The sequence below is a fragment of the Polymorphobacter sp. PAMC 29334 genome, assembly GCF_019431245.1.
In the GTDB taxonomy this organism is placed as follows: Bacteria; Pseudomonadota; Alphaproteobacteria; order Sphingomonadales; family Sphingomonadaceae; genus Polymorphobacter_B; species Polymorphobacter_B megasporae.
On record NZ_CP080245.1, the window covers coordinates 131,095 to 154,145 of the forward strand.

The following is a 23,051-nucleotide window of genomic DNA, read 5'->3' on the forward strand; positions in this document are numbered from 1 at the left end:
CCCGCGCAGCGGAGAGCCGGAGAGGACAGGCAACACGGCCCTGCCATCGGGGTTGCTGGGCTACCGCCGTGCGGCTTAGGAAGGCCATTGAAGACGGGTCAGGCCTGCGAGCGAAGCGCCCCAGTGAGAAACCGTGGCCAGCTCGCCCGGTTCTGTCGACGTCGGCGCTGGTCCCCCTCCCCCGTTCACCGCGGCAGTGTCTCCGCTGTCGGTGTCCGGGCTTCGCGGACGTCCGGTGGTGGGGTCGGAAGGTGGTTGTGGCACGGGTATGCTGATCGAGGCCGGGGCCATGCTCGGGCAGGGGTCGACTGGGCCGACTGACGCGGTAGGGCCGCCGCACCGCCGTGGACCGAAGGCGGGACGCGCCGTTGCCGGTGTCGCCGATCGCCGCGGCGACGATCACCGGGCCGCCGACGTCAGCGCTAGCGGGGGGCGTGATCGATGCTGGCCGGCGTTGACCGCCGGGCCGCGAGCAGCGCCGTTCTTTCCCCGCGCGCCGCGCACACGAATTGGTTTATCCTCGGGCTCTTCGGATTAGTCGCTGGCGTTCGCGAGCATCTGCGGCCGCCCATGCCTCCGGTGAAACACCTGCAGGGGCTCGGGGTAGCGGGGCGCAGGGCGGAGGCTCATCGTCCGGTGGCGGGGGAAATATCCGGGTGTTCTGGCCCTTCTCAGTCAACAGTGGCCACCACGGCGTATGTTCGCCGGTGCTGAACATGTTGCGCACCGGCAAGACACCCTCAGGGCCGAGATCGCCGGCCATGTCCGCCGACTGATCCGGCGTATCAAGGGCCACTGTCCCGACACCGCGATTACGCTGCGCGGCGACGGTCATTATGGCCGGCCCGAGGTCATGGCGTGGTGCGAGGCCAACGCGGTCGATTATGTGTTCGGGCTGCCCGGCAACCGGACGCTGCACGGCGATCCCGTCATTGTCGCCGCCGCGGATGCGGTCTGCGTCGACCGTGCCACCCGCGCGCTACCGGTGCTGCACCGCTATGCCGAGACCAGCTATGCGGCCAGGAGCTGGGGCGACACTGGCAGGCGGGTTGTCGCGCGCATCGAGGCCACCATGCTCGGTCTCGACATCCGCTTCGTCGTCACCTCGCTCAAGGCCGGCAGCGCCGAACATATCTACGACACGCTCTATTGCGCCCGCGGCCAGGCCGAGAACCTCATCAAACTCCATAAGACCCAGTTGAAGAGCGATCGCACCTCGTGTCGGTCGGACAATGCCAACCAGATGCGGCTGTTCCTGCACACCGCCGCCTACTGGTTGATGTGGCGCCTACGCCAGGCGCTGCCGCAAACCACTGCGCTCAAGGCCGCTGAGTTCGCCACCATCCGCCTGCGGCTGATCAAGGTCGCGGCCCGCGTCATCGAGACCGCCACCCGGATCCGCATCGCGCTCGCCAGCGCCTGTCCCGATGCCGCCCTGTTCCGCCATGTCGCCGTCAGCTTGTGCGCCGCAAGCCCATAGCCGGTTCGGCGGTTGCTGGCGCTGGCAGTGATTTACGATGGCGCGGCACGAAGCGGCGCGGGCCGGTGGTGTCGGTCTGCAGACGGTTCGGAATTGGTGCACTCGGTCGCAAACGTGCACTAACCGGCGGACAGCGTGGTGTTGGTTTTGACCAACTCCTCATATGTCGTACAGAATGCTGCTGGCCTGGATGGCTTTCCTGAGCCTGAAGTGGCTGCTGACGAGCATTGTCATGGCGACCGCAGCTAGGGGAGCGACGCTAAGCATCCCGCGGCGTTTTCTAAATTTCACCGAGACACTGTAGAGCTACCTCGCCAACCTCATGTGCCCGCGCAGACGGGTTATGATGTAACATTTCTACCACAGGCTACTGCTTATTACCGTTGTTTAGACGTCATACGAGAAAATTGATTGGCGACATGCGCGCGAGGCGGTTATCGACGAAATAGTATATTGTCACCCGGAGATGATCGTGAAATGTATGCGGCTCAGCCTTAAAGCATCTCTGCTCGCGATGACGGTCCTCGCCCCGTCTATCCTTTATGCCGCCGATGCCGCCGATGCCGCGAGCGGAGCCCCCGCCGATGAGATCATCGTCACCGCCAAGCGGCTCGATGAGGCGCGCGATGCCATCCTGCCGAGCCTAGGCGCGAGCAAATACACCTTCGACCGGCAAGCAATTCTGGTGCTGCCACAGGGTCAGGATCAGAGCCTCGTCAACCTGCTGCTGCAGGCTCCCGGCGTCGTTCAGGACAGCTACGGCCAGATCCACGTCCGCAACGAGCACGCCAACGTCCAGTACCGGGTCAACGGCGTCATCGTGCCGGAAAGCATCACCGGTTTCGGTCAAACGATCGACGTCCGGCTGGCGGATTCGATTTCATTGCTGACAGGCACGCTGCCAGCGCAATACGGCTACCGGACGTCGGGCGTGGTCAATATCACCACCCAGACCGGAGCGTTCGCCAACGGCGGCGATGTCGGGTTTTACGGCGGCAGCCGCGGGACAATCGAGCCCAGCGCTTCGATCAAGGGATCGAGTGGCGGCCTCAACTATTTCGCGAGTGGCAGCTATCTGCGGAACGATCTCGGCATCGAAAATCCGACGTCGTCGCGCGATGCGATCCACGACCGCACAGATCAGTTCCGCGGCTTCGCGTATGTCTCCGATATTTTGTCGGAGACGAGCCGGATCAGCGCGTTCGGCGGAGCCTTTTCCGGCCGCTTCCAGATTCCTAATAATCCCGGGCAGACGGCTGGCTTTACCGTCAACGGCGTGTCGGACTTTAACTCGGCGCTGCTCGATCAAAATCAGCACGAGAACACCTATTACGGCGTCCTTGCGTACCAGTATTCGGCCGATGCGCTATCGGTCCAGGTGGCTCCCTTCGTGCGCTATTCGCGGACGACGTTCACGCCCGATCCGCAGAACGGCGATATCATCTTCAACGGCTTCTCCGACCGATCGCGGCTGTCGAGCCTCGCCTACGGGGTCCAGACTGACGCCAGCTACAAGCTGTCCGACCACCATACCCTGCGTGGCGGCTTCTTCTTCCAAAACGAGCGGACGCGGTCGAGCGTCACGTCGCTGGTCCTGCCGACCGGCGCGCCAAATGCAATCGGCGGCTTCGATCCGTGCACCTCGGACAATTTCGACCAATGCGTGCCGACGAGCGACGCACCCTTTGCGCAAAATGTTGCCGGGACCAAGACCGGGCAGCTTTACGGCGTCTACCTTCAGGACGAGTGGTCGATCACGCCTGAGCTGACGCTCAATTTCGGCGCGCGCTTCGATGCGGTCCACGCCTACACCACCGAAAACCAGCTCAGCCCGCGGATCAACCTCGTCTATCAGCCGAGCAAGGCGACCACGTTCCACGCCGGATATGCCCGCGACTTCACACCGCCGCCACAGGAGCTGATCGGGACATCGACCGTCGCGGTGTTCAACAGCACGACGAAGCAATCGGTCGTGCCGTTCGCCGATCCGGTCAAAGCCGAACGCGAGCATTATTTCGACGCCGGCGTCCTCCACACTATTTTGCCCGGGCTGAGCGTCGGCCTCGACGGCTATTACAAGATCAAGCGCAACCTGCTCGACGAGGGCCAGTTTGGCGAGGCCGTTGTCCTGTCGCCGTTCAACTACGCCCAAGGCTATGCGTGGGGCGTCGAGGTGACAACAAACTACCATGCCGGGCCGCTGACGATCTATGGCAACGCCACGCGCGGGCAGGAACAGGGGCGTAATATCGTCTCAAGCCAGTTCTTCTTCGCACCGGACGAGCTCGCCTACATCGCCAACCACCGCATCTTCACCGACCATAACCAGTTTTGGTCGGCGTCGGCCGGAGCGAGTTATGTTTTCGACGACGGCATCGGCAAGCTGACGCCGACGATCGATGCGATCTACGGCAACGGACTGCGTGCCGGTGATCCCAACGGCATCATTCCCAACGGGGGCAAGCAGCCGACGTACACCGTCGTCAATCTCGGGATCGAGCAAAGCCTCGACGGACCCGGTTTCCTGAAGGGTCTCTCGGTCCGGTTCGACGTGATCAACGTCGGCGACAAGAGCTACGCCATCCGCGACGGCTCAGGCGTGGGAGTCGGAGCGCCGCAGTACGGTCAGCGCCGAGCTTTCTTCGGTGGTATCCGCAAGAGCTTCTAGGTTTGGGTGATGGGCCGGGGCTGATACGATGGGAGGATTAAGCGGGGCCGAAACGGCAGCCGCGATCCTCACATCGCGAGGCGCGGTCGTCAGCCTGCTCGGGCAACGCGTTCTGGCGACGATATGCGATCAAGATAAACCTGTTGGTGCGTATGAGATCGCCGACAAGCTTGGCAGACGTCAGAATGGCCGTCCAGTTACACCCAACAGCGTCTATCGAATTTTGAAAACGCTGGTCGAGTGCGGTGCGGTCCAGCACATCGAATGCCAGCGAGCCTATATCGCACGAACCGTCGTCGATTATGCAACGTCCGCCGTGCTATGCGTCTGTGACGGCTGCGGCCGCGTCGACAGAATAACGGTGCCGAACATCGAAGCAGAGATCGCCGCCGCCGCGCTCGGGCGCGAGTTTCATCTGCATCGTCAGATTATCGAAGCCACCGGCTTGTGCCGCGAATGTTCAAAGAGCTGAGTGTCCGCCTTGCTCGCACAAGCTCCAAAAGGCTCGGTTGGCGGGACCGGGGTTGCAACAGCACGACCACCGGCCCAATATTCGCCGCATGGCAAACGTGTGCGCCGCCTCAATCACCACCTCGCCAACAGCACTGGCCAGCGCGGCGCGGGGCGTGCTTGAAGCCTCGGGCGAGCAGTGGACGCCGTTGCGCGCCGCCGTGTTCGCTTCACTTGCCAATTTCGCTGCTCCCGTCAGCGCCTACGACGTTGTTGAAGCGGTATCGTCTACTCAAGGACGTCGCCTGGCAGCGACGTCGATCTATCGCATCCTCGACCTGTTCACCGCGACGAACCTCGCAACGAAGGTTGAGAGCGAAAACGCGTTCATCGTTAACGCTCACCCGCAGCACCGCCATGACTGTATTTTTCTTGTGTGCGATGGTTGCGGACGAACCAACCACCTCGACAGCGATGATACCGTCGATCGCTTGCGCATTATGGCGACGGCGACGGGGTTCAGGGTCGACCGGCCCGTTATGGAGCTACGTGGCCGGTGCAAGGATTGCGTTTAAGCCGAATGCTGCCGTTCAAGGAATGTTCATTTTCCGACTCCCCGGTGCCGGCGTGTGTGCCGCTCGTCCCGTCGTCGCGATCGCCGGGGTACCCGAAGGAACGGTGGAACTGGCGGCAGCGACGGCGTCATCGTAATAGGCGGAGAGGTCGGCGTGCAGTTGACGAAGCGCGGCCGGATTTAGATAGATCATGTGTCCCGACGGGTAATATTGGAAGGACAGGTTCTTCTGCTGCGCAGGTTCGAGCATCATGTGGCCCAAATCATATTCGGTGGCGAAAAACGGCGTGGCCATATCATAATAGCCATTTAGTGACAGCACCTTCAGGTACGGATTGGTTCGCATCGCTGCGGCGAGGTCGGCAGCCACGTTGGGGTTGTTCTGAGGATATTGACCGCCAGCTGCCTTGTGCTTCCAGTCCCAATCAAATCCTTTCAGTCCGTACGCACTGACGCGGTACGGCAACTCAGTCTTGTAGCCGAGTTCGTGGATGACATAGTCGCTGAAGGTGGCAATGAACGCGCCGCTGATTGCGGTGTCGGAGGCATCGAAGTCGGGGCTGGATCCGGCGGCGTCGGCATCGACACCGGTATAGCGCGAGTCAAATCGTCCGACGGTCTGGCGCTGGTCGCGGAGCAACTCCTTCTGGAACCGATCGAGATCGACGCGCAGATTGGCCCGTTTGATAAAGTCTGCCGATAGGCCCGTGAGCGCGCTCATCTGGCCGGCGATCGAGTCGCGATCGGCGGCCGATAAGGTCTGTCCTCTGGCGAGTGCCGCCGCATACGGTCCAGCGGCGAAAACGCGTGCGCTAGCTACAGCAGCCTCGACCGTCGCCGGCGGGTTGGCAAGGCGCTTATGGTACCATGCGGTCGCGGCGTAGCTCGGCAAATAACTGATATAGCCCTGATCGTAGCCCGACTGCTCGATGCCATAGTTCAGGATCGACGACAGCAAGATGACGCCGTTTAATGCCATGCCGCGATCCTGCAGCTGATAGGCGACCGCGGCCGAACGCGTTGTGCCGTACGACTCGCCAAACAGGAATTTGGGACTGTTCCAGCGGCCATTCTTGGTGACGTAACGCATGATCGCTCGAGTGAAGGCGTCGGCGTCCTGATCGACGCCCCAAAAATCCTTTCCGGTGGCGTCGCCCAGGGGTCGCGAATAGCCGGTGCCGATCGCGTCGATAAACACGAGATCGGTTTTGTCGAGTAGCGTGTCGGGGTTCGGGCCGAAGGGGTACGGAGCCGGGTGGATATATTCGGGGCCGCCGGTCTGGACCCGCATCGGTGCGAATGACCCCATGTGCAGCCAGACGCTCGATGAGCCCGGTCCGCCGTTGTAGAAGAACGTGATCGGTCTTCGCGTGCCCGGGGCGGTGCCGGCAAGTGTGTAGGCGACGTAGAACACGCTCGCCGTCGGCTTGGCATCCTCGCTTCGGATTGTAAGCGTCCCTGCGGTCGCTTGATACTTCATCACGCGCCCGCCGGCAGTGATCACGTGGCTAGTGGTGGTTGCAGCCTCGGTGACGGGTGCCCTTGCCCAGCCCGCTTCGGTCTCGCTGGCGATCGACTCCTTGAACTTGGCATCGGCTGTAGCCTTGTCGCTGTCCGCAGGCTTGCCAGTCGTTGGCGTCTCGTCGGCATGCGCCGCAGCCGAGGCAAGCAGAAGCGACGCAACGAGAACCATGCGCACGAGAATTCCTATTGACGATACAGTATATCATGCCTAGCAAGGGTGCTGACCAGGCGCAAGAGCAAGTTCCTCCATTGGGTTTCGCTTCTGTCCGAGTGGTCATTCCGGCCGGAGTTAAATCATGGGCGCGTCCAACCTCTCATCGTCACGTCCCGCGCATCGCCACACCCACGGCAGCGGTAGCGGGAACAGTCTCACCCGGTGGTTGGATCACAGCGCGATCGGACTGTCCGGTTTATGCCTTGTTCACTGCCTCGCGTTTCCCGTGATCATCGCGTTGCTGCCGGCGATGGCTCCCATTTTGCCGCAACAGCCGTGGGTTCACCCTGCAATTCTCGCGACGGCTCTGCCGCTGGCGGTATTCGCCTTGTGGCGCGGCTGGCGACGGCACCGCGACGTGCGACCGGGTTTGCTAGGTGTTCTCGGTCTGTTGTTGATGGGTGCCGGACTTGCGATGGGTGAGGGGCGTTTAATGGAAACGGTCCTGACGGTGATAGGTGGACTGCTTCTAGCATCGGCGCACGCGCTGAATTGGCGGCTCGACCACGACGCCCGCTTTCACACGAACCCTTCAACTATCGGCGAGTGACCTCTTTTGCTACGCGCGTGGAGAGAGCAGGCGATCGAGGTGTCCCGCTTGAAAAGAGGCGGCGGTGATTGCGCTCGTTCGACCCTAAGATGGTTTTTAACAACGGTGTTGCTCGCCATCGCTGCAACCCCGATCAAAGCTGAGCCGGGCCGAGCGGATTTGCAGGTTGTCGAGTTAGCCTCAGGCCGCCTTGCGCGGCTGCCGCATGGATCGATTGTGTTGGTCTGGGCAAGCTGGTGCGTTCCGTGCCTCGCCGAGCTGGGTACCTTTCACCGAATTGCTGCGGCCGGTGCGCCGCTGGTACCGGCGACGCTCGCGCTCGATCCGCCGGTGAAGGCGACCGCGATCCTGAGCAAAGCTAATTTGCCCAAGACACTCGCCTATGCAACCACCGTCGCTCCCGCGACGGTGCTCGCCCAATTCGGTGGTCCTCCGCCACGGCTGCCGCTTGCTTTTGCAATCGATCGCAATGGTCGGGTCTGCGGCGTCCGTCATGGCCTGCTCGGCACCGACCAGGTTCGGCAATGGGCGGCCCAATGCGCGAAATAGCTGGACTCGACGTGACGGCACTCGTCGCGGGTTACGGTAGTCGGCCGCTGGCGCGCCTGCCCGCCCTGTCGGTAGCGCCCGGCGCGGCGGCGCTGCTCCTTGGTCCATCGGGTTCTGGGAAAACGACGCTACTTCTTGCGCTGGCGGGGCTGGCACGCACGCTCGCCGGTACGATCGCCGTCGCTGGCACCGAGGTTCAAGCCCTAGCGGCTCGCGCCCGTGATCGGCATCGGGGTCGCTCGATTGGCCTGGTTTTCCAGGATTTCCACCTGATCGGCGGGCTGTCGGCGCTCGACAATCTCCTGCTTGCCCCGTTCGCGGCGGGGACGCCGCAAGACCGCGCCCAAGCCTGCGCTTTGCTTGACGACCTCGGCGTCGGTGGCCGGGTCGACGCACGCGCTTCGACCCTCAGTCGCGGCGAGGCGCAGCGCGTTGCCATCGCCCGCGCCCTCCTCCAGCGGCCGAAGCTGCTTCTCGCCGATGAACCGACGGCGAGCCTCGACGATGCCGCCGCCGCGACCGTGCTGTCGCTTCTGACCGGGGCAGCTGCGGCGAGTGGCGCGGCGCTGGTGATCGCCACCCACGACACCCGCCTGAAAAGCGCGATCGCGCATCAGGTCTTCGCCGAGCCAGTCGTATGAACGCGGCGCGGCTGATCCTCGCCTTCATCCGCGAGCGCCCGCTTGGCTGGGCATTTAATCTCGTGTCGCTGGCACTCGGCGTCGCCGTCGTCACCGCGCTGTTGGCGATCAATTCGGGCCTCGACGCGCGATTCCAGCGCGACCTTGCCGGGGTCGATCTCGTCGTCGGGGCAAAGGGGTCGCCTTTGCAGATCATCCTGTCGGCGCTGTTCGAGCTTGACACGCCGACCGGCAACATTCCGCTCGTCGACGCTGAACGTTTTCAGCACAATATGCTGGTCAAGCGCGCCGTGCCGGTGTCGCTCGGTGACAATGTTTCGGGCTACCGCATCGTCGGGACACGTCCGACGTTCGCCGACTTGTATGCGGCTAAGCTCGCAGCCGGGCGGTGGTGGACGATGCCGCTTGAAGCTGTTCTCGGCAGCGAGGTCGCCCGCTCGACCGGACTGCGCGTCGGCCAGGTCTTTGTCGGCGAGCACGGCCTCGCCCGCGGCGGCGAACGCCATGAGCACAGCCCGTACCGCGTCGTCGGCATCCTCGCGCCAACCGGAGCGGTAATCGACCGGCTGGCGTTGACCGACACCGCCAGCGTCTGGAAGGTTCACGAGCATGAGAATGCGGAACATGCCGCCGCCATTGCGTCGATGAAGCGTGTCGACGAGGGGCCGGACCTCTATCCCGCGGTGGGACGCGAAGTGACCGCCGTGCTGATCCAGTACCGCTCGGCAATGGGGGCCCTGATGCTGCCGCGACTGATCAAGGCCAGCCCTTCTCTCCAGGCGGCGGTACCAGCGCTTGAGGTGGCCCGGCTGACGAAGCTGCTCGGGACCGGGTCGGATGTCCTTCGCGGCTTCGGCATCGGTCTGCTCGGCCTGTCGGCACTCGGCTTCTTCGTTGCATTGCTCGGCGCGGTCCAGGCGCGGGCAAAGTCGCTGGCGTTGCTTCGTGCGCTGGGAGCGCGCCCGGCGCTGCTGACCGGGCTGGTGCTCGGCGAGGGGGCGCTACTCGGCGCGCTCGGCGGCATCCTCGGTATCGGCATCGGGCGTGTCGCCGCGATTATCGCGGCGCGCGCGACGGCAGCCGGTGGCGGACCGATGCTCGGGCTGCCTCCGCTGGGCATGAGCGATCTGGCAATCGTTTTGGCGGCCGTCATGCTCAGCCTCGTCGCTGCGCTGATCCCGGCAATGATCGCCTACCGGGTCGATCCGGCGCGCGTGCTGAGGAGCTGATCGATGCGTATTCTTACCCCACTGATATTACCTGTGCTGTTCGTCGCGTTGACTGCAATGACGTGGGCTGGCGCCGCGCCGATCGGTCAGCTCGACCACGAGGACGATCTGCAATGGGTCGGCTTCAATGACGCCAAGGTCGTCGCCGATGCCCAGCGCGGGGTCTACACCGCGACCTTCTCGACAACTTTGGCGAAGATGAACAACGTCGCATTGAGCATCTCGGGGTACATGTTACCCATCGAGGCGACGACGCACAGCGCGCATTTCATCATCACCCGGCGGTTAACCGGTTGCCAGTTCTGTCCGCCGAACGAGCCGACCGAGGCGATCGAGGTATTCGCCAACTCACCGGTGGACTACCGGCAGACCATCGTCACCGTCGCCGGACGCCTCAAGCTCGTCCGCGAAAGCAGCCAAGGTCTGTTCTACCGTCTCGAAGGAGCCAAGGTCGAATGATAGCAAAGGTCATCATCATTGCTTTGCTGGTTGCGGCGCCAGCGGGGGCACAGTTCCGCGAGGACGGCGAGGCTGCGAAGCAGGCCAAGCTGCCGACGTCGGCGTCGAATATCTGGTCGGTGCTGCGGACGACGGTCGTCAAAGTCGATGATCGCGCCGGACGCTTCACCGCAAGCCACCCGGCCCCGGTTCGCGCGCTCGCCGGTCAATCGCTGACGATCACCGGCTTCATGCTGCCACTCGAGCCGGCTTCGAAGGTCAGTCATTTCCTGCTGTCAAAATACACCCCGGTGTGCGCCTTCTGCCCGCCGGGCGAGCCCAACGAGGTCGTTGAGGTGCAGACATCGCGCCCGATCGCGGTCGACACCAGGATGATTAGCGTTACCGGCGTTTTCGCGCTCCAGAACAACGGCGATAACGGTCTGTTCTTCAAGCTCAGCGGGGCGAGCGTGGGGGCCGCGCAGCGGAAGGCATCGTGACGAGTTTGCGTCGCGTCCTAATCGTAGCTGTGATGACCGCCGGGTCGGTTGGCTTGCTCGCCGCCGCGCCAAAGGCCGAAGGTTATCTTCGTCCGGGCGACGCCCCCGACGCGATCCGGATTCTGCCGCCGCCACCACCACCCGGATCGCCGGCCGCGGCCCGCGATCGCGCTGCCTTTGTCGCAACACGGGCGTTCCAGGGAACGTCGCGCTGGACCGCGGCGGCGCACGACGACAAGATTGGGCCGCTGGATGTTCTCGCTGATTTCAATTGTGCGACCGGCGTTGCCCTCGACGAGTTGAAGACACCGATCCTCGCCCAGTTGTTCGCCCGCGTCCGGATCGACAGCAGCGCCGTGGTCGGGCCACCGAAACGCTTTTACGCCCGCCCGCGCCCCTACGTCGGCACCGGGGCACCGATCTGCGTCGCCGAAACCGAAGACCTAAGAGGTAGCCCCGACTACCCGTCGGGTCATGCGACCTACGGCTGGGCAGCTGCGCTGGTCCTCGCCGAGATCGATCCGGCGCACGCGACTGCGATCCTCGAACGCGGCAGGGAGTATGGCGAGAGCAGGGTGATCTGCGGCGTTCATTCGCCGAGCGCTGTCGATGCAGGCCGAACAAACGGTGCCCTGCTTGTCGCGACGCTGCACGGCAACCAGGCGTTCCGCGACGATGTCGACGCCGCCCGCCGCGAGCTTGCCGGACTGACACGCTCGACGACGGCAGCGTGCGCCGTCGAAGCCAAAGTCCTGGCGGCAGCGGCGTATTGAGCGGATCGGTTTCCGGCGCGCGAGCACACGCTGGGTGGCTTGCCGCACCGCGGCCGTGCTCCTCGCCATGATAGAGGTGGCTCGGCTAATCTGCACAGTGCGCTAAGTGGAATTTCTGCCTGAAGGTGGCCACGATGGCTGCCGAACAGAAGAACAGATGACGAGGCGAATACGCCGGAACCACAGTCCAGCTTTCAAGGCGAAGGTGGCTTTGGCTGCCGTGAAAAGCGAGAAGACGCTGGCCGAGTTGGCGCAGCAGTTTGACGTGCATTCAAACCAGATCACGACCTGGCGCGGGCAGTTGCTGGAAGGCGCTACCGGGGTCTTCGGGTCTGATGGCCACGCTGAACCGGCGGAGCCGGCGATCGACGTGAAGACGCTGCACGCCAAGATCGGCGAGTTGACGCTGGTGAACGATTTTTCGTCCGGGGCGCCCGGCAAGGCGGGACTGTTGCCGAGCGCAAAACGATGATCGACCGTTCGCACGCGCTGCCGGTGACGCGGCAGTCGCGGGAGATGGGAATCAGCCGCGGCAGCGTCTATTATCTGCCGCGACCGACCTCGGTTGCTGATCTCGCCATCATGCGGCGGCTCGACGAGCTGCACATGGATTTTCCGTTCGCGGGCAGCCGGATGTTACGTGACGTCCGATGGGTAGCCGGTCGATGGGATCGACCAGAATGAGATCGACTTTAGTATGGTCGATCTGAACGAGATCGAGCGCGTGCTCGGCGACACGAGCCGGCCCGTGCACGGGTGAGGGATCGCGTCCACCTTCGACGCGTGCCATGCGCTCAATGAGTGTCAGCTGCGTAAGCCGCCGACGGATTGTGCTGGCGGACGGTGCGCTCACCCCGAGCTTGCCACATTGACGGCGGACTTCAATGACCAACTCCGAAGGACGTAGCCGCTGTGCCGTCAAGAAATGTTCGGTGATCGTTTTCGCGATCATCGCCTCCGACTCCGGCGACAAGCGGCTTACGCCGCGGCCGCCGCTGGAGCCCGCTATAACCATGGCGGTAACTTCGCCACTGCCAACTCGAAGCCGTTTCAGCAGCGTCCATACTTGCCGAGGCGAAAGACCGAGCCGAGCAGCAGCCGCCTGCACCTCTTCACGCGAATTATGCGCAGCCTCAACTAACGGGCGGAGGGCCGTAGCTCGACGGTCGGCTTCGTGCCAGCGGCGATCGTCAATAACCGTGAGGTCTTGCATAGCTAGTTCCGATCTCACCGACGATGCACTCGACTATGCTAATTTGCAAGCTGCTGCGGTCAACTCTGGATGTTCGTGAAGCGGACTATGACAAGCCGTTCGAGGGGCGCCACCGCGTTGGCTGCAGATGTCTTTGGAAAGTGACACCCCCGTTAGCGGTCATTCAGCATTGACGCGTATTGTTCTATTGGCAGGCGTGGAGGGGCAATGACGTGTGAGCCATGGAGTCAAACCCTATGACGACGACGCAGGGTTATCTCCGGAATACAGTAAGCATCTTGCTAGTGTTGGCGGCCCCGCCGCTGATTTTGGCTGTGTTGTTGGCGTTCCGACTTGCTCCTATGGCACCCGGCCTCGCAGTGACATACATCGAGATTGGTTTGGCTTTGATCCCGGGTTTAGTCGGTATCGGGCGCCTCTCGCAACGGCTCAGCCATCGGCTTGTAGCGCTGCTTGTCTACATCCCGACAATGAGTTTTGCCCTTAGCGCTTGGGGTCTGCTCTTCATGTGCGGTGCCTTCGGAGCCTGCTTGTAGCCGATGCCGGCTGACGAACCCCGGCCTCATCATCAAAGCGGACTGACCGCTAAATATCCCCCAAGCTGTCGGTCCGGAATGATTTAAATCGGGCAAACCGCTTTATCTATTTGGCCCTAGCCTGCGACTCTATTCAGTTTGAGGAGCAACGTCGTGTCGCCCCTTTTACTGCGGCATTTGTGCGATCCTGGCGACGAGTTGTGCCTGACTTGTAGTGTCGGTTTTACGGAAAATATGTTTGAGATGGAACCGCACAGCGTTGACACTGACGGTGTTGCGGGCGGCATAGTCCTGAGGGGTTTGTCCGTCGACCAGCGCGCCGACGACGCGTGCCTCTGTCGGCGTCAACCCGAACCATTGCGCCAATCGGTCAATGCCCAAAGACGGTGCTTCACCGACGCCGCTGCCAATGGTGATGATTATTGCAGCGTCGGCAAAGGCGCCGCCAATGGCTGGGAAGGTCTTCGGCGTGACCAAGGCCACCAGAACCGGCCGTTCCCGACCCACTCTATCGACTGCCTGGAACGCAAGGTCATCCCGCGATGCGGTCAGGCTCAGGTTTGTCAGCTTCTGCTGGCTGATCGGATCGACAAATGCCAATTTTCCGCCGGCGGTCGTAATCAGACCGGTTGCCTCATAGTGCGCGGCTCGGTTGTTGACCGACAAGATGTGAAAGTACTTGTCGAGCGTAACAATCGCGTAGCGCGACCGGTTTGCCGCCGCTCTTGCTGCACTTGCCGCCACCTCGGCACTGGCGATGCGATGGCTGATCCGCACCGCCCGTTGGATATGCGGGCCGAGCACCCGCAGGCCTCGCCGCAGTAGGGTTAGGTCGCGATCTCCCGGACCGAGGAGCATCAGACCCAGACGTTCGCCGTCACGCCGATCGAGCATCAGGCAAAGCGTCCGATCGAAGTTCAATGCTGCCAAAAAGTTCTTGTAGAGGCTTGTCGCGCGCAGTTCCTCGCGCGACATAAATTCATCGGTATCGACCAGCGTTCCGTTGGGTGCCGGCCATCCCCGCTGTGACCACGGATTATTGTAGGCGAACACCGTACTATAAATTGCTTCGATGCCAGGCCCGACGTTGGTCATCGCGATGAATTTAGCGCTTGGCGGATTTCGGCGTTCGAGCATGAGGAGAACGGTCCGCCAATCGGTCGGACAAATCGCCAGCCTGATCTGCTCGAGCGTTGCATCCCACCGTGATGGGTCGAGAGCGCACTCGTAGATCTCACCGATCAGCCAATTGAGGCTCTCCCACCCCATCGGGGCCATAGACCCCACAGCCGATGGGTCGCCGGGTTGATGTCCCTCGTCCGGCACGGCGTCAGCAACTGTGAGCGGCATGGTTATTTTGCAACCTCCTACCCAAACAGAGAGCGCGAGGCACGGTACCGCTGCGGCATACGTCCGACAACAGTGGAATGCGGTTAGATTATGAAGGTCAAGTTGTGGTGGTTCGGATGACGTCACCTTTGAAAGGTCTGGCTTTGAGCTCGGCGCTGCTCGCGGCGCCGGCAATGGCCGACTGGAAGCCCGCAAGTTTACAGGTCATGGAGGCCACGAAGGACCCCCGCGTCGCCGCCGTGCTCAAGGAGGTCGATCTTATCGACGCCGCGATCGTCGCAGGCGACAAGGAGGGCTTCGTTCGCGCTTTTGCCGACGACGCCATCGTCAACAGCCCGTTCAACAACGTGACGACCAAGGCGATGGCAGCGGCGCGCTACCAGTCGGGTGTACTGACATACAAGTATCTTCACCGCTCGATCGAATACGCCGGTTTACGGCGCGACGACGAAGTCGTCCTGATGGGGGAAGAGACCTGCGAGCCGCCGGCCGGCAACATGTTTGCTGGGAAGACCGTGCGTCGGCGTTTTACCGATGTGTGGCGACTTCAGGGCGGCCGCTGGCTGCTCAGCTTGCGGCAAGCGACGGTATTCGAGGTAAAGTAGCTCCGGCGCTCGTGCATCCGATCTCGAGAAGAAGCGTTCTGGGAGGGCTGATCATGAAGAAACAGTTGATCAACTACGCTATCGTAGGCCTGCTCACCGCCACGGCGCTGTCCGCCACCGCCGCGGTGGCAAAAGCTTACACGACGACCGTGGTCGCCTCCCATCTAAATAATCCACGCGGCCTGGCGTTCGGGGCCGACGGCGGGCTGTATATCGCCGAGTCTGGCTACTATAGCGGCACCGCTGGGCCCGGCCTGACCGCATCGAACGGCGAGTTCGAGGAATATCAGTCGACCGGCTCGATCACACGGGTCGCGGGAGGCATACAGCAGCGGGTGGTCACCGGCTTGGCCGCGCTGGTCAACCCAGTTACTGGCGAGGCCACCGGCCCGCAGGACATCGCGTTCGGCACCGACGGCAAGGGCTACGTCGTGATCGGCCTCGGGGCGCCGCCCTCGGTGCGTACCGGGGCGCTCGGCGCCGCGCCTGGTGCCGGCGCGCTCGGCCATGTCTTCAGTTTCAACGGTGCGTCGCTGACCGACTTTGCCGACGTCAGCGCGTTCGAGACGGCGAACGATCCCGATCATGCCGGTCCCGACAGCAATCCGTATCACCTCACGGCCGGTGCCGGCGGCAGCTTGCTCGTCACCGACGCCGGCGCCAATACGTTGCTGAACGTCGGGTCGAGCGGCACTGTCTCACTCGGCGCAGTATTTCCGCTGCGGTTCATTGGTGCGCCGTTCCCCAGCCAGGCGGTGCCGACCGGAGTGGCAGTCGGTCCTGATGGCTTGACCTATGTCGCCGAACTTACCGGCTATCCGTTTACGCCCGGCGCTGCTGATATCTTCCGGGTTGCCGCCGACGGAACGGTCAGCCCGTATCTGACGGGATTTACTGACATCGGTGACATCGCCTTCGCGCCCGACGGCACCCTCTACGTCCTCGAAGTCGACGCCGACGGCCTCGCCAATGCCACACCGGGCGGTGCGTTGATCCGGGTAGGAACCGACGGCTCGCGCCAGACAATCCTTAGCCGCGGCCTTATCGTGCCGACCGGCCTCACCGTCGGGCATGACGGTGCGGTTTACCTGACCAACTTCACTGGTTCACCGGGCATCGGCGAGGTTTTGCGTGTTGCTGCGGTGCCCGAGCCCGCGACTTGGGCGCTGATGGTGAGTGGATTTGGTGTCATCGGCAGTATGATGCGTCGAACAGTCTCGAGAGTCGTCACCGCATGAACAGTTCACTCTCGCACAACCGAACTCTTAAGTATTCTTGAAAATATTCCAAGCAGGCCTTGGGCAGTAAGTCAGAGGCATCGCCGGACAAGCACCTCTCTCAGTTTCTCGCCTCTGCTCAAGGCTAGAAATATAAGATAGTTCTTCGTCATACGCTAGTCATTGATTACGGAGAATAACTTATGGCACTTCGACAGATAACCGTGCCACTTATTAGTGGTTACGACATAGGCGTTGGAGTCGACTATGCCACTGGTGACCGCCGCGGCCTTGCGGTCCAGCAGAATGCCACCACCACAACCGGTTCCGACGGCACCAGTGGCATGCTCCGAATTCAGCGCATCACCTCCACCTCCGATCTTCTCGAGCAATTTGGCGTTCACGTGGAGGCAAGCTACGGTGCGTTCTTCGGTCCCAACATATCCGCCCGTTTCGATCTTGGCAGCCGCGCATCCGTCAATACTTTCCAGCTCTTCATGGCTGTTACGGGTGAACTCGAATTCGCTACTCTATCAATCGATGACCCGCAACTCACGCCGCAGGCTGCGCTACTCCGGGGTAGCGACCCAAAGCTATTCACGGAGCGCTATGGCGACATGTTCATCAGCGCCTTGTCTCGCGGCGGCTTTATCTATGCTTTCATGCGCATCGACACCAAGAGCGAGTCCGAAGCCGAAGACGTCGCCGGCGCAGTCTCGGGTAGCTACGCTTTGTTCAAGGGCGAGGCCGATACCGCATTCCACAAGCAGCTTTCGCGCTACGCCGGCCAGATGGCTATCGACCTGCGCCACGAAGGCGGCCCCGCCAACACCACCGTCGCAAATAAAACTGACCCGCTCGACCTTTATCAGACCGTCGCTGCCTGGTTCAACGCCCTTCAGAACGACAAGAGCCTTGCCGTGGCATACGACGCCACGCTCTCGCCGCTGTCCATCGCCGGGGGCGGAGCGCCGCTTAACCCCGCCGCGCTGCAGTCTTTAAGTGATCTTCTCGTCAACGCCAGCCGCTTACGCAACACTGCGCTTGATGGCGTTGGGCAGATGAACCACATCCTTGATCGCCCCGCTGAGTTCATCGATCTTGACGGTCAACGGGTAGCTTCAGTCCAAAAAAATCTGAATAACTATCTGAACGATATCCAGACCATCGGTGCAACCGCGTCTCGCGCCATCAACGATGCCGGCAATCCTAGTTCAGACAATACTATCGGTTTCGCCGGCATCGGCAAAAGTCTGTTTGGGCCAGATTATTTATTTCCCAGCGGCGGCCCGCTTATTCCAGCAGTCATGCCAATTCCTAGAATCATTGCCTATACCGACCCGGACTACGGCGGCGACTCTATGATTATCGACATCGGCCGCGATCTCGATTCAGCCGCGCAAAACTTGCTCATCGGTAATGACGCGCTTAGCTCCCTCCGCGTACCTAGCGGCTCGGCGGTGCGCCTCTATGAACATTCCTGGTTTCAGGGTGCCTGGATCGACCTGACCGCGGATCAGCCCTCGCTCGGCACCTTCGACAACAAGACGAGTTCCCTTCGCACCTACGCTGCTGGCGCTATCGTCCCACTTACAAATGTCGTTTCGCTTTGGTTGTTCGATCGCGGCGCTAACAGCAACGCGTGGTTCCACTTCGGCATTGGCGACCACGGTTTGCCTAATCAGGGTCGGATGCAGCTCTTCTCATGGCTTGTCCCTGCACATCTCCAGCTGGAACTCTTCGATGGCGCTGGCCAAGGTCAAACCCTGCTTGACACGAAGCTCGGCGACAACCCGGCAATTTACGAGGACGTTAATCTTCATAAACCGTGGCTCGAGTTTGCGGCTCTCACAGTGTCTGAAAAATGACAGAGCCGATCTATAGCTTGAGCAGACAGCTTGCCAAGGACAGAGCCGAAACCGGCGCAAGCGGCCCGCCAGCCTATGGCGGCGGCGGAAAACGCCAGGCCCGTCGCGGTCGACACAGTGATCCCCAGTGCACCCGTTGCGACGCCGGTACCAACACCGGCGGTCATCTGCTCGTCAAAACAAGCCATTGCTCTTTCCCCATTTTACCCCGCTCCCGAATAGCTTTCATCCGAGATGATCGACATGAGCGGTACATTACAGATCGCCGGATGCGTTCAGACGCAACTGGCGTTTCCCGACATCACTCCAACCGCAAAAGATCGACATCTCCGGAAGCCGACCTACCGCCTGCGCGCGATTCGGCTCGATGATGCGGGCCGCAAAGAACCTGCCCCGGTGTTTCGGACGTTCTAGAGATCGCGGAGTTGTAGCAGATCGGTAAACAAAAGACTCGCGGCCTATCTCGATCTTTTTCAATTCAGGCGGCCGCTTTCGCATTAGTCGAACTAGGGAGGACATCATGCCCGCAACGATAATCTTCGACGATCAGGTAAGTTATGTCACCGACCCCGTGGATCCTTGTTCGGGGCAACCATTCAGCGTGTCGTGGCAGGAGAAGAACATTGGTGACGCTGACTCCGACGCGTATCAGGATATCTTCGACATCGACGATCACGGCACGGGCGACAGCGCTAGTCTCCAGTGCGACCCCCTTGCCGCCGGCGCATCCGCGATGCGGTCGGCAACATTCACGCTGCCGTCGGGCGATTACAATATGTCGCTCGTAATCAACGGCAAAGGCCCGGCGATGCTCGGCAATGTCATCGTCGGCGACTGCATCTAACTGCAACCATTCGAGGCACCACTCAAAGGAGTTGAAATGATGGAGACGCTACCCAACCCGCCTCCAGCGATACCACGCGCTTTGAGGCTGCGCCCGACCCTGACGGCACGCTCATTCCCATCCCCTCAGCGGCACCGCAAGGCAGGCCGATCCGGGACGATGCTGGAATCACGGTCAGCGCACGCCAGCAAAACGGCTACTATGTTACGAACTACAATGGCCCCCCAGACCCTCCAAGCGAAGTGGCCAGCTCGATCGAAGACACCCTTAATGATGTTGGAAGGGAGGCTATCGAGCACGCGCTGCTGGAAGCGGCTCCCGCGGTGCTCGAATATGGCGTGGCGATCGCGGGATTCCTCGCGTCGGTACTGACGACTTCGCCCGTGCTCGCGGAAAACTTCTACCGGGGAATCATGGATGACGGAACACAAGTCACTTCCGTCGTGCTCACTCCCAAGTAACCGTATCGATCAGTGTCCATATGTATCTTCGAGGTACAGCTACGCTTTGCGCTAGATGTTTGCTCCCGGGCGTGATGGCGCATTATTTAACTTCAGCTAGAATTAAGCGCTAGGGGCTAGGTTTTCATGGGAGCGCCACAACTACTGGAGGTAGTCGTCGAGCAATACAGCATATCGAGCGTGAGCTGCTGCCGGTCACGTCGACATTTTGATCCCCTAAAATACGGGATTTGATATGGCGGTTATCCCAATTAACAAGGCGGTCGCAGCTGAGCATGCTCGGCTTGGCTGTTATCCACTGAAGCAGTCGGAGTGTCAGGTTCCCGACGAATGGCTCTCGCTACTCGAGCATCTCAACGGAGCGGACGGCTCTATCCACCCGAGCCAGTACACGGTAGATTCGCGGCCGAAACACTAGGGTCGCCATTCAATGTGTAACCGTACCGAATGACGGCACGTGACGTCGATCTCGCGCACGCCCTCAACATTGCTCTTCCGATCGATGGTTGTCCGAATCTGCCGCCGCCGGAGCTTTTCCCTAAGAAGCCGGCGTGGGTCGCGCGTGATGTCGACGGCGCGCGTGTTCTCGATGTCATGTCGTGGGGGTTCCCGCATTTGGTTAAGACGCCAAAGACCGGCAAACTTGTCGAGAAGCCGGTGACGAACGTTCGCAATCTCGCGTCGTCGTTTTGGCGGACCGCTCTTACCTCTTTATCGAGGCGGTGTCTGGTCCCAGTGACTGAGTTTTCGGAGTATGGGCCTGGTGTGCCAGGCAAGCTTCCTCTTCATTGGTTCAGCATCCCGAGCCGGCCGATCTTCGCCTTCGCCGGGGTCTGGCGGCCGTTAGGCGAGGGCGGAGCGTTCGCGTTCCTGACCTGCGATCCTAACCCGCTCGTCGCCGACATTCATCCGAAGGCGATGCCCGTCATCCTGCATGAGGAAGACTATGACCGCTGGCTGACCTGCGATTACGACGGCGCGATCCAGCTCGCTGCGCCGTATCCGTCGCAGCTGATGGCAGTCGGTCGACATATACCATCGACCGGACCGGGAGAGATCGAGGTCGAGGAGGTGCCGGAGACCGGCCTACTCGACGTGATCGCAGACTGACGGCGTCACCCGGCTACCGAAGTGATCGTTACCTTGCGCACCGACGACGACTTTCTTTGCCCTGCCCCCATCGTATATGCCGTCGAGCAGCTGAGAGTGCAGATCTGTCGCAGCTGATGGCGATCGCCGCATTCAGGTCGGTCGGTGCTTTGGCGAAAGACGCCCACGCCCGGCTCGTGTAGGCCACGCCTGGGCGTCGCGGTGTGGCGTCTTCAGCGTAGCATCGCAAATTCGTCGCCCAGGACGGAGGTGATGCCGATGACAGCCTACGAGGCTGTAATGGTCACGATCGCGGGCGTAATGCTTGTGATCGCGATCGTTAAGCTGGGTCGACCGAAGGGTTGATCCAGCGGGGCGGGGAGTCTTGCGAGGGCTCCCCGCCCCTTAGACGTGAGCCCGGCTGTCTTCAGCACCCGAGCTCGGAGGTGATCGACTTGGCTACGAGGCCACAGCCCATATAGCGCAAAGCCCCCTCTTCGCCAAGATCGCGGCAAAATCTCCTGTTCCCTTTTCGTTCGCGCCGTCGCTATCATGTCGGCCATGATGATTCTGCTTGAGCTTCCGGTTTCGCGTCCGATCCCGATCGCTGAGGTTGCACCGGGCCTGCGGCTGCAGATTGTGGGTGCCGCCGGTGCTGGCTTTCCCTCGCCTGCGCAGGACTGGCAGGAGACAGCGATCGATCTGGTCGAGCTGTTGCGTCTCGACCGCGCGGCGAGCTTCGTTTTTCGGGTCAGCGGTCAGTCGATGATCGACGCGGGCATCTTCGACGACGATGTCGTCGTGGTCGACCGTGACGCCAAGCCGTCGAACGGGCGCATTGTCATCGCCGTCGTGGACGGGGGCTTTGTCATCCGCCAGCTCTGCATCCGGGCCGGGGTGCCGACCCTTGAGGCGCGAAACAGCCGGATGAACTATCCGGCTACGATCGCCGACGAAGACGTCGACGTTTGGGGGGTGGTCCGAGCCAGTGTCCGTAACCTGAAGGGCTGAGGCGTGAGCCATGCGATCGTCGACGTCTCGAACTTTTACGTTTCGGCCGAGCGTCTGTTCGACCCCTCGTTGCGCAATCGGCCGACGATCGTGCTGTCGAACAACGACGGCTGTGCCGTGTCGCGGAGCGAGGAAGCGAAGGCGCTGCACATCAAGATGGGCGCTCCGGTGTTCAAACTGCGCGACACGATCCGCCGGCACGGGGTCGAGCTCCGATCATCTAATTACGAGCTGTACGCCGACCTCAACCGGCGCTTCAATCAGGTCATCGCCGAGCATAGCGATTCCTGTGAGATCTATTCGATCGACGAGAGTTTCTTCCGCTTGCCCACCTTGCCCTCCGGCCTTGGCGACGTCGCCGGCGCTCACCGTATCCGCGCCGCGATCCTGCGCGCCGTCGGCTTGCCGACGCGGATCGGGCTCGGGCCGACGCGAACCTTGAGTAAGGTCGCGAACGCGCTCGCCAAGGCCAGCGAGAAGATCTGGGATGGCGTCGTCGATCTCCACGACGAGGATCTGCGCCGCCGTCTATTGGCGGTGTGGCCGGTCGAGGAGGTGTGGGGCGTCGCCGGGGCGCTGAGCGCCCGACTGCGGCCGCTCGGCGTCCGCACCGCGGCCGATCTAGCGTCAATGCCGCCGGCGGTAGCGCGCGAGGTCGGCACAGTCGTGCTCGAACGCTTGGTGCGCGAGCTCGCAGGTGTCGAGTGCGTCGAGCTCGACGTGCCGCCGGGGCCGCGCAAGGGAGCGGCGGTGACACGGTGCTTCGGCGAGCCGGTGAGCGACTGTGCGACGCTTCGCGAGGCGATGATTCGGCGCGCGGTACGCGCAGCCGAAAAGGCCCGTCATGAGGGGCTGGTCGCGTCGCGGCTCATCGCGTTCGCGCATGGCAGCCGTTACAAGCCCGATGCGCCGTCGGCATCGCGGTCGGCGCGGCTGTCGCCGGCGACCCACGACCCCCGCGCCATTGGTGCGCTTGCGGGGAACATGGCGGAGGCGATGTTCACGCCCGGTGCCGTCTATTCAAAATGCGGGGTGATGCTCGAAGGGCTTCATCCGGTCGCGGCAACCCAGGGGGACCTGTTCGCGTCGGCCGACGCGCGCGCGCCACAGTTGCTCGCGGCAGTCGACGGGCTCAACGAGCGCTACGGCCGCAGCACCGTGCGCCTCGCGGCCGAAGGCCGGGGCGCGAGGGCGTACGATACCAAGCGGACGATGAAGAGCCCGTCGTGGACGACGCGGCTCGCTGAAGTGCCGGTCGCCCACTGAA

Annotated in this window: 21 protein-coding genes and 2 pseudogenes; 21 read left to right on the plus strand and 2 right to left on the minus strand. The window is 62.2% G+C overall.

From position 1 onward, the window contains the following. Positions 1–704 precede the first annotated feature (704 nt). From KZX46_RS21795 to KZX46_RS21810, 4 genes and pseudogenes are all read left to right on the plus strand, one after another. A pseudogene (locus tag KZX46_RS21795) lies at positions 705–1,480 on the plus strand (IS1380 family transposase); the annotation flags it as partial. A gap of 514 nt (positions 1,481–1,994) precedes the next feature. Continuing rightward, positions 1,995–4,148, plus strand: a complete 2,154-nt coding sequence (locus tag KZX46_RS21800; protein WP_226896346.1) for a TonB-dependent receptor — start codon at positions 1,995–1,997, stop codon at positions 4,146–4,148. Positions 4,149–4,176: 28 nt separating this feature from the next. After that, complete coding sequence (locus tag KZX46_RS21805; protein WP_219777390.1) at positions 4,177–4,620, plus strand: Fur family transcriptional regulator; 444 nt, start codon at positions 4,177–4,179, stop codon at positions 4,618–4,620. 52 nt (positions 4,621–4,672) lie between these two features. After that, complete coding sequence (locus KZX46_RS21810; protein ID WP_370647573.1) at positions 4,673–5,173, plus strand: Fur family transcriptional regulator; 501 nt, start codon at positions 4,673–4,675, stop codon at positions 5,171–5,173. A 15-nt stretch (positions 5,174–5,188) separates the two neighbouring features. Here the strand turns inward: KZX46_RS21810 and KZX46_RS21815 are convergent, their stop codons facing one another. Beyond that, the gene (locus tag KZX46_RS21815) at positions 5,189–6,865 is read right to left on the minus strand and encodes a S10 family peptidase (RefSeq protein ID WP_219777413.1); all 1,677 of its coding nucleotides are present in this window, start codon (positions 6,863–6,865) and stop codon (positions 5,189–5,191) included. 127 nt (positions 6,866–6,992) lie between these two features. On the opposite strand from KZX46_RS21815, the gene KZX46_RS21820 reads away from it, so the two are divergent. From KZX46_RS21820 to KZX46_RS23120, 8 genes and pseudogenes are all read left to right on the plus strand, one after another. Beyond that, entirely contained in the window at positions 6,993–7,460 is a 468-nt protein-coding gene (locus KZX46_RS21820; protein WP_219777391.1) for a MerC domain-containing protein, read from the plus strand. A 108-nt stretch (positions 7,461–7,568) separates the two neighbouring features. Continuing rightward, positions 7,569–8,009: a hypothetical protein gene (locus KZX46_RS21825; RefSeq protein ID WP_219777392.1), complete on the plus strand. Its 441-nt coding sequence runs from the start codon at positions 7,569–7,571 to the stop codon at positions 8,007–8,009. Continuing rightward, positions 7,997–8,650 carry an ABC transporter ATP-binding protein gene (locus tag KZX46_RS21830; RefSeq protein WP_219777393.1) on the plus strand — a complete coding sequence of 218 codons (654 nt, stop codon included), beginning with the start codon at positions 7,997–7,999 and terminating at the stop codon, positions 8,648–8,650. Before KZX46_RS21825 ends, KZX46_RS21830 begins: the two co-directional genes overlap by 13 nt. After that, positions 8,647–9,879 (plus strand): ABC transporter permease, encoded by a 1,233-nt coding sequence (locus KZX46_RS21835; RefSeq protein ID WP_219777394.1) that lies wholly within the window; start codon positions 8,647–8,649, stop codon positions 9,877–9,879. The genes KZX46_RS21830 and KZX46_RS21835 overlap by 4 nt, the downstream gene beginning before the upstream one ends. A 3-nt stretch (positions 9,880–9,882) precedes the next feature. Further along, on the plus strand, positions 9,883–10,338 hold the full coding sequence (locus KZX46_RS21840; protein ID WP_219777395.1) for a DUF3299 domain-containing protein: 456 nt from the start codon (positions 9,883–9,885) through the stop codon (positions 10,336–10,338). Beyond that, complete coding sequence (locus KZX46_RS21845; protein ID WP_219777396.1) at positions 10,335–10,817, plus strand: DUF3299 domain-containing protein; 483 nt, start codon at positions 10,335–10,337, stop codon at positions 10,815–10,817. Before KZX46_RS21840 ends, KZX46_RS21845 begins: the two co-directional genes overlap by 4 nt. After that, the gene (locus tag KZX46_RS21850) at positions 10,814–11,590 is read left to right on the plus strand and encodes a phosphatase PAP2 family protein (RefSeq protein WP_219777397.1); all 777 of its coding nucleotides are present in this window, start codon (positions 10,814–10,816) and stop codon (positions 11,588–11,590) included. The genes KZX46_RS21845 and KZX46_RS21850 overlap by 4 nt, the downstream gene beginning before the upstream one ends. A gap of 157 nt (positions 11,591–11,747) precedes the next feature. Continuing rightward, positions 11,748–12,238 (plus strand): annotated as a pseudogene (locus KZX46_RS23120) (transposase); the annotation flags it as partial. 1,266 nt (positions 12,239–13,504) lie between these two features. On the opposite strand, the gene KZX46_RS21865 reads toward KZX46_RS23120, so the two are convergent. Continuing rightward, on the minus strand, positions 13,505–14,689 hold the full coding sequence (locus tag KZX46_RS21865) for a helix-turn-helix transcriptional regulator (protein WP_219777400.1): 1,185 nt from the start codon (positions 14,687–14,689) through the stop codon (positions 13,505–13,507). Between the two features lie 116 nt (positions 14,690–14,805). On the opposite strand from KZX46_RS21865, the gene KZX46_RS21870 reads away from it, so the two are divergent. The 9 genes from KZX46_RS21870 (at position 14,806) to KZX46_RS21910 (ending at position 23,050) form a co-directional block, all read left to right on the plus strand. Then, a complete protein-coding gene (locus tag KZX46_RS21870; protein WP_219777176.1) occupies positions 14,806–15,294 on the plus strand; it encodes a nuclear transport factor 2 family protein in 489 nt (162 codons plus the stop codon). A gap of 53 nt (positions 15,295–15,347) precedes the next feature. After that, complete coding sequence (locus KZX46_RS21875; protein WP_219777414.1) at positions 15,348–16,532, plus strand: ScyD/ScyE family protein; 1,185 nt, start codon at positions 15,348–15,350, stop codon at positions 16,530–16,532. Between the two features lie 182 nt (positions 16,533–16,714). Further along, complete coding sequence (locus tag KZX46_RS21880; RefSeq protein ID WP_219777177.1) at positions 16,715–18,379, plus strand: hypothetical protein; 1,665 nt, start codon at positions 16,715–16,717, stop codon at positions 18,377–18,379. A 234-nt stretch (positions 18,380–18,613) separates the two neighbouring features. Beyond that, positions 18,614–18,793 carry a hypothetical protein gene (locus KZX46_RS21885; RefSeq protein ID WP_219777178.1) on the plus strand — a complete coding sequence of 60 codons (180 nt, stop codon included), beginning with the start codon at positions 18,614–18,616 and terminating at the stop codon, positions 18,791–18,793. 106 nt (positions 18,794–18,899) lie between these two features. Beyond that, the gene (locus KZX46_RS21890) at positions 18,900–19,223 is read left to right on the plus strand and encodes a hypothetical protein (RefSeq protein ID WP_219777179.1); all 324 of its coding nucleotides are present in this window, start codon (positions 18,900–18,902) and stop codon (positions 19,221–19,223) included. 242 nt (positions 19,224–19,465) lie between these two features. Further along, on the plus strand, positions 19,466–19,684 hold the full coding sequence (locus KZX46_RS21895; protein WP_219777180.1) for a hypothetical protein: 219 nt from the start codon (positions 19,466–19,468) through the stop codon (positions 19,682–19,684). Between the two features lie 447 nt (positions 19,685–20,131). Continuing rightward, entirely contained in the window at positions 20,132–20,794 is a 663-nt protein-coding gene (locus tag KZX46_RS21900) for an SOS response-associated peptidase (RefSeq protein WP_219777181.1), read from the plus strand. A gap of 540 nt (positions 20,795–21,334) precedes the next feature. Beyond that, positions 21,335–21,784, plus strand: a complete 450-nt coding sequence (locus tag KZX46_RS21905; RefSeq protein WP_370647564.1) for a LexA family protein — start codon at positions 21,335–21,337, stop codon at positions 21,782–21,784. A gap of 3 nt (positions 21,785–21,787) precedes the next feature. Continuing rightward, a complete protein-coding gene (locus tag KZX46_RS21910) occupies positions 21,788–23,050 on the plus strand; it encodes a Y-family DNA polymerase (RefSeq protein ID WP_219777183.1) in 1,263 nt (420 codons plus the stop codon). The last annotated feature ends 1 nt before the right edge of the window (position 23,051 follow it).